At 58.8% G+C, this 6,320-nt stretch carries 4 protein-coding genes; all 4 read right to left on the bottom strand.

All coding sequences use genetic code 11. The features are described 5' to 3' along the window. Positions 1–97 precede the first annotated feature (97 nt). The 4 genes from HYZ49_07350 to HYZ49_07335 are packed head-to-tail and all read right to left on the bottom strand — an operon-like array spanning position 98 to position 6,273. Positions 98–3,025 (bottom strand): N-6 DNA methylase, encoded by a 2,928-nt coding sequence (locus HYZ49_07350; GenBank protein MBI3242091.1) that lies wholly within the window; start codon positions 3,023–3,025, stop codon positions 98–100. A gap of 13 nt (positions 3,026–3,038) precedes the next feature. Further along, positions 3,039–3,392 (bottom strand): hypothetical protein, encoded by a 354-nt coding sequence (locus tag HYZ49_07345; protein ID MBI3242090.1) that lies wholly within the window; start codon positions 3,390–3,392, stop codon positions 3,039–3,041. Next, positions 3,389–4,321, bottom strand: coding sequence for a FecR domain-containing protein (locus tag HYZ49_07340; GenBank protein ID MBI3242089.1), 933 nt, complete (start codon positions 4,319–4,321; stop codon positions 3,389–3,391). The genes HYZ49_07345 and HYZ49_07340 overlap by 4 nt, the downstream gene beginning before the upstream one ends. Next, positions 4,318–6,273, bottom strand: a complete 1,956-nt coding sequence (locus tag HYZ49_07335; GenBank protein MBI3242088.1) for an adenylate/guanylate cyclase domain-containing protein — start codon at positions 6,271–6,273, stop codon at positions 4,318–4,320. The genes HYZ49_07340 and HYZ49_07335 overlap by 4 nt, the downstream gene beginning before the upstream one ends. Positions 6,274–6,320: the final 47 nt, after the last annotated feature.

Below are 6,320 nucleotides of genomic sequence, written 5' to 3'. Positions count from 1 at the left end.
TCTTCACTCAGTTCCCGCCAGGCACGGTCGAAGTCGGTTCGTTTCATGGAGCCTCCAAAAGGGGTATGGGCTGTCGGACGCGCAACGTGCCCCTATCTTACTCCTCTCTCTTCTGCTCCCAAAACTTTGACGGGCACTCCAGCGGCTTCAAGCACACCACCGGCTCTTTTGCCAGCAGGGTGCGCAGGATCGAGAAATCGGGCAGGTTAAGGGCTTTGGCGATGGCCTTGTCAATTTCGGCCCGGGCCGGGTCGTCGGCCATTTCCGGCAGGGGCTTGAGAGTCTGGTCGGCCAGTTTGTCGTAAGCCGCCGTGAGCGCCTTGAGTTGCTCGGCAGAAAGTTCGTTGAGGTTGAGCACGGGCATGGCGGCGAGGGACGGCTTTTTGATTCCCGACCATGCGCCCCGCGTTTCTTCTCGGTTTGCGAGTATGGTTATCAAGCCGAGGGTTGAATTCAGCCACAGCGTCAGAGCTTTTTCGGCTCTCTGCGCGGCAGTCTTTCTGCTCAGTGAGAATGTCCACCAAACATTTGAAAGCACAGGCTCGGATGAGCGGATGGCTACAAGATTTTGTTTCTTGAGCCAGAACCGTTCTGCAATAAGCAATCTGCCAGCCAACGGCCATAAGTCTTCAACGCGCCGAAGATTGCGCCCAGCTTTTGCTTTTGGCAGAGGTGAGAGGTAGCTGTTGGGCTTTTGCTCCATCGTAAAGATGTTATCGGTATCATGGCCCCAAACAGTTGGATAAGCAGTAACAGCGTTATTGTGGCTGAGTTTGAATCCGTCGTGAATGTCTCGCCTGTCCGGGCCGAGCGTACCGAGGTCGCCCAGCGGGCAGAGCGGCAGGCGCTTGCCTTTGCGCTGGCCGGGCAGGCGCAGGCTGTGGTGTCCCAGGTGATAGGCGGCGCGAGTTAGATCAGCTTGAGCAAAGGCGCAAGGCAGGAGCCACGAGGGCTGGGCTTTCAATTCTTCTTGTGAAATGGCAATGGCTTCGCCCAGCTTACGCTCGCCAAGCATGATCTCAAATCCGCCGTGACCCTCGAACAGATCAGGCACGCCGTTTCGCAGGACTTCGCTGGCTACTGAAAGCGCTTCAAACGCCGTGTTTGGGTTGCGCCATAGATTGATAGCGACGGCTGATTGCAATGGCGCTGGATCAGCCGGGTCGAACTTTTGCATGATCATCATCACTTCGCTCAAGTCGGTGCTTTCCGAAAAGTTCCAGCGCTCCGGGTCCTGGCTGGCGATGAGGTATTCGATCTGATAGCCTTTGTTAATAAGGGCGCGGCTTGGCCCCCACGACACGCCGGAGAGCAAAGCTTTGGGCAGGATGAGGGCGATGCGCCCGCCGGGTTTGACGTAGCGGTCGGCAATGGCGATGAAGACCGAGCCGAGGCCGGCGGTGACGCTGGCTTGCGCCTTTTGCTCCTGAATCAGCTTCTGCAATTTCTTCTGCATCGGCTCGCGTTCGGCATCCGGCACCGAGCCGAAAAGCAAGTTGCCGCCCACACTTCGGGTGAAGGGCGGGTTCATCACGCATAAGTCAAGGTCGGGCAGGGGGGCGCTGAACAGTTGCTCATCGCCGTCACCGGTGGCCTGTTGCGCGCCGGGCATCGAGCCAAACAAATCCATTTGGATGGACGGTTGGCGGCCTGCTAAAAATTCCAGACTGCCCAGGCGGTGATGAGGGCCGCCAAGCGGCAGGCTGAACAGGTTCATCTTGTCGAACGGCACATCGGGCGCTTTGAGGGCCAGAGTAGAGGCCGTGAGGTGAATGGCCGAGGGCAGAACATCGTAGCCATGCAAAATATCTTCCGCCAGCGCCTTGTGGATGTTTGTGCTTCCGGCCGGGTGGCCTTCGGCGGCGCTGGCCCGGAAGTGGTTATCGGTGACGGCGTCAGCCGCGGCCATCAGTAACGTGCCGGTTCCGCAGGCAGGGTCGGCGATTCGGAGTTGGCGCACCTGTTTGAGATCGCGCCAGTTGGTTTGCCCGGCTGAGGGGCGCAGGGCCAGTTTGAGCAGGAGAGTGGCGGCGGGGATGCTGGTGTAGTACGTGCCCAGGTACTTGGCTTCGGAGAGCAGGCGATGATAGATGCGGCCCATCAGGTCGTGTTTGAGGGCCACGCGAAGCTGGATCACATCTTGAGCGGCTTGCACAAGGCGGTACAGGCCTTCATAAATGGAGGGCATGTTGCCGATGCTGGTAATGGTTTCGATGGCCAGATAAAAGATGGGGTAGTAATCAATTTTGGCAATGATGAACCGCCACTGCTCCAGGAAAAATCTGACCGGGCTGGTTTTCGGATCCAGCTTGTCCAGGGTGGCAATTTTGAGGTGATGGTTGGTCAATATCTGCTGAGAGATGATGGCGTTGAGCAGGATAAGGCCGCTGATACGGGCGGCGGCGCTCACCTGGGCGAAAGAAAAGCCGGGCTGGGCTTGCGCTTCGGTCTCTTCCGCTCCCCGATTTTCGAGCGGGCGAATACCCAGCATTTCGGCCAACCGTTCGCGCGGGCCGCGATAGTTGCAAATCGCCAACGCAAATGTGTCTACGGCAATGTCAATCAGGGCGACAGCTTTGGCGACAATGTCTTCGCGGACTAATTCGTCAAACGCGCCTGTCAGCGCGTCTTTGAGCCGTTCGACATCGCCTTCAAAGAATCCTGTTTTGCTCGCTTCAGTAATCACATTAATCTGTAATTGACTGCTTGCCAGCGCTTCTTTAAGTTGGCTGAATTCCGCGCGGCGCAAGGTTTCAGGATAGACAACGGCAACGCCAATGTGGGCGATGCCTTCTTCCACACGCTTGAATGCCGAGGCCGAAGCTTTTTCTTTGGCATCAGCTTGATCGGCCACTTCGCCCTCGATCATGAGTCGCAAGCCGTTGTACTCCACCAGAACATCCGGCATGCGGCGGCTTTGATGACTGCCGGTGCGCAAAATACTCTCAGGCGCAACAATGCTCCCTTTTTCTTGCAGGAGTTGGGCGAGTAAGACGTTGAAAACTTCCTGGCGATAAACAGTCATGTCTTGAATGTTATCACGGACACGCCCCCAGCGCCGTCCCATCCGTCGCATAGCAGGCGCAAAACTCGGCGTTCAGGTCGTCGGTGGCCCCTTCCCACAAAAGGAAGACGGCATTCGAGCGGACGCACACCGGGCCGCCGCTCGCCCGCTCGTCGCTCGCCACCCGCTCCGAGTAATAGCCCAGCCCGCGCTGGTTCTTCTCTTGAATCAGCCAAACGCGATCCAGGTTGCCCTCGCCGCGCTTCCATTCAAGCTCGCCTTTGACGGCCAGGGTGATGGCAAAGCACGGGGTGAGCATAACGCCCAGCCAGAGCAGGAAGAGCAAAGCGTAAACAGTGTATTGAAGCGGGCGAGGCAATTTGCTCATGGGCGGCGGGTGAGCAGGATGCCGGGTGCGAGCGGCGTGCGTTGGGCGATTAGCGTCTCAAAGAAGCCTGACCTCGGCGGGCGCGGCACGAGCGTTTGAATGGCTTGCCGCGTGGCGATAAAGTCCGGCGCGACCCAGGTAGACGCAAGCCGGGTGCTGGCCGGATCGATCAGTTGAGCCGCCTCGCGGACAAATTGCCGCCAGCGTTCGAGGCGCTCCGGGTCCATCGGTCGGGGCGGTTCCGGGGCTAGGCCTCGGCGGGCGATGAACGTCTCCTGCTCGGCCAGCAGGTCAACGATGCCAAAGTCGTTTCGCAGGTGACACTGGCCTTCAAGGCACGAGACGATGAGGCTGTCCGAAGTTGCATCGTAGTCCACGCTCAAGTACGAGCCGCGCACCGAGGCCGAGCCAATGGGGGTTTCGACCTCAAACGAGCCGCCGTTGAGCGCCGAGTTGAGCACCACCCACACTTCGCCGGAAATCAGATTGAGTAAAGTGTCCGGTTGCTGATCATCTCCCGATAGTTCGGCCACAGTGAAATGTGTGTCCGGCCCGATGCGGACGATAGTGTCGGGGCTGAGATCGATTCGCGACTCGCCGTCCGATCCGGTTTTCACTTCGCCGCCCACTGGCAAGGTTTGGCCGACGGTTGCTTCTCCCCAGGCCGACTCTGAAGACAACCTTGATTTGACTTGGTTGATAATTTCGGCGAGGGTGGCGGTGCGGGAAGCGGGTGAGGGGGTTAAGGAAGGTGAAAGGGTATTTGGCTGGCTAGGTGGTTGGGTGGTTGAGGCAGGTGAGGGCGGCGTGGCGGCCCGACCGGCGCAGGCGGTGACGATGAGTAACATCAGCCATATAAAACGAGCCGCCAGATTCTTCATTTGAAAACTCTTCGCGTCCTTCGCGCCGTCGCGGTGAAATCCCTTCACGCAAACAACGCCCGCACCTTCTCCGAGTCGGGCGCGCCTTTGCGGCCAATGACTTTGTACATGCTCACCGGCACCGTCTTGCCCTTCACCATCCGCGCTTCTCCAAACTCGGCGTCGAACTCGTCCTTGATGCGCTCGTAAGTGAACTCGGTGATGAGCAGGGGCCAGCGCAGGTCTTTGGTCAGGTCTTGCACCCGCGAGGCCAGGTTGACGCTGTCGCCGATGCAGGTGTAGTTGATGCGCTTCTCGGAGCCGATCAGGCCCACGAAGGCGTCGCCGGTGTTGAGGCCGATGCCCATCTCAAAGTTGGTGGGGCGGGTTCCCTCTTTAGCCCATTTGGCCTTGAGCTGGTCGAGGGTGATTCGCATGTCAATGGCGGCTTCCACAGCCCGCTTCGGATGATCCGGTTGAGCGATGGGGGCGTTGAAGAAGGCCATGATCAGATCGCCTTCGTACTTGTCAATCGTGCCGCCGTGTTTGAGAATCACGTCGGTCATCACGCCCAGATATTCGTTGAGCATGTCCACCACTTCGTTCGGCGTCATCTTTTCCGACATGGTGGTGAAGCCGCGAATGTCGGAGAAGAGGACGGTTAGTTCGGTGCGCTGGCCGCGGCTGGCCTCCAGCCCAGTCTCCACCATTTGCTCCACCATTTCGGGCGAGACGAAGCGCTCGAACATTCCGCGCACGCGCCGCCTGGCCAACGCTTCGGTCGTCGCCCGCTCGACCGAAGGCACGGCAAAGCCAAGCGTCAACCCGACGAGCGGCGCAACCACGTAAACCTCAGTGCGAAGTTGAGCAAAGGCGACGTACCAGAAGACAAGGTAGGCGATCAGGGCGCCAATCGTCAGCACGATACCGATCAGCGGGCGGCTGGAGATGCTGAAGAGGTAAGCCACAATGCCCAGCACCAGCACAGCCAGCGCCCCCAGCCAGACCGGCCAGCGGTTGATAAACTGGCCGCTGAGGATGGTGTCAATGACGTTGGCGTTCACTTCCACGCCCGGCATGGGCTTGGAGCTTCCTTTGAACGGAACGGGGTAAACATCTTGCAGTGAGACGCTAGTCGCGCCAATCAACACGATCTTGTCCTTGAAGAACGGCGGGTCAATATCGCTGTTGACGACTTGATAAGCCGGGACTTGTTCAAAGGCCTCGCCCGGCCCGCCGCGAAAGTTGACGTTCATATAGAAGCGCCCATCGAGCGGCACAGTTACGTTGCCCAGTTGCACACTGTTAGATTTAATGGACGTTGGAAGCGGCGCGCCCAAATAGTTGAGGGCAGTGAGTGTTGACCAGGCGAAGTAGGCCTGCTCGTCATTAGGGTTGATCAGATAGATCGGCATCTGGCGGATGAAACCGTCAGCAGTGTCCCGTTTGAGATTCGCCAGCCCCAGAAACATCGCCGCCTCTTCAAACTCGGGCAGGGGGCGGCGGTATTCGTCCAGCACAAAGCCCGACTGTTCGACGCGGTTGATGTCGTTAGCGAGGATGACGTTTCCAGCCTCGGCAATGGCTTTGGCCAACGCCGCATCGCCGCTCACACTTTTGATGGCTTGTTGCGCCGCGCCCACGTCGGGCGCGGCGCGAATGATCTGGATCAAAGGCTCGGTGCAACACAGGTCTGGCCCCGGCTCGTACCAGAAAACGTCCACGGTGATGGATTTGGGCTTGCCCTCTGAAATTTTAGAAACGAGTTGCGCCATATAGCTTCGGGGCCAGGGCCACTGCAACTGCGTTTCGCGGATGGACTCGTCGTCAACGGCGACGATGACGATGGGGGCCACCGGAGCAACCGGCCCGCGCAGGCCGAAGACGGCGTCAACAGCCTTCAGCTCGATGAACTCAAAAAGCCCGAAGAGGGTGGCAATGGTGATGGCCAGGGTGGTGGAGACGGCCAGAACTGTGGTGCGGCTGAAGAGAGTGGTACGCAGTCGTTGAAGGAAACGCATCGGGACTCCTTGAGAATACAAAATGCTGAATACTCAATACCCAAGAT

It is taken from the genome of Chloroflexota bacterium (assembly GCA_016197225.1).
Taxonomy (GTDB): Bacteria; Chloroflexota; Anaerolineae; order Anaerolineales; family VGOW01; genus VGOW01.
This window is presented reverse-complemented; position numbering and strand designations above follow the sequence as displayed.

What these genes read in the sequence shown, in the direction of transcription:
- HYZ49_07345 (MBI3242090.1), bottom strand. Translation starts at nt 3,392, where the DNA reads ATGAGCAAATTGCCTCGCCCGCTTCAATACACTGTTTACGCTTTGCTC.
- HYZ49_07350 (MBI3242091.1), bottom strand. Translation starts at nt 3,025, where the DNA reads ATGACTGTTTATCGCCAGGAAGTTTTCAACGTCTTACTCGCCCAACTC.
- HYZ49_07335 (MBI3242088.1), bottom strand. Translation starts at nt 6,273, where the DNA reads ATGCGTTTCCTTCAACGACTGCGTACCACTCTCTTCAGCCGCACCACA.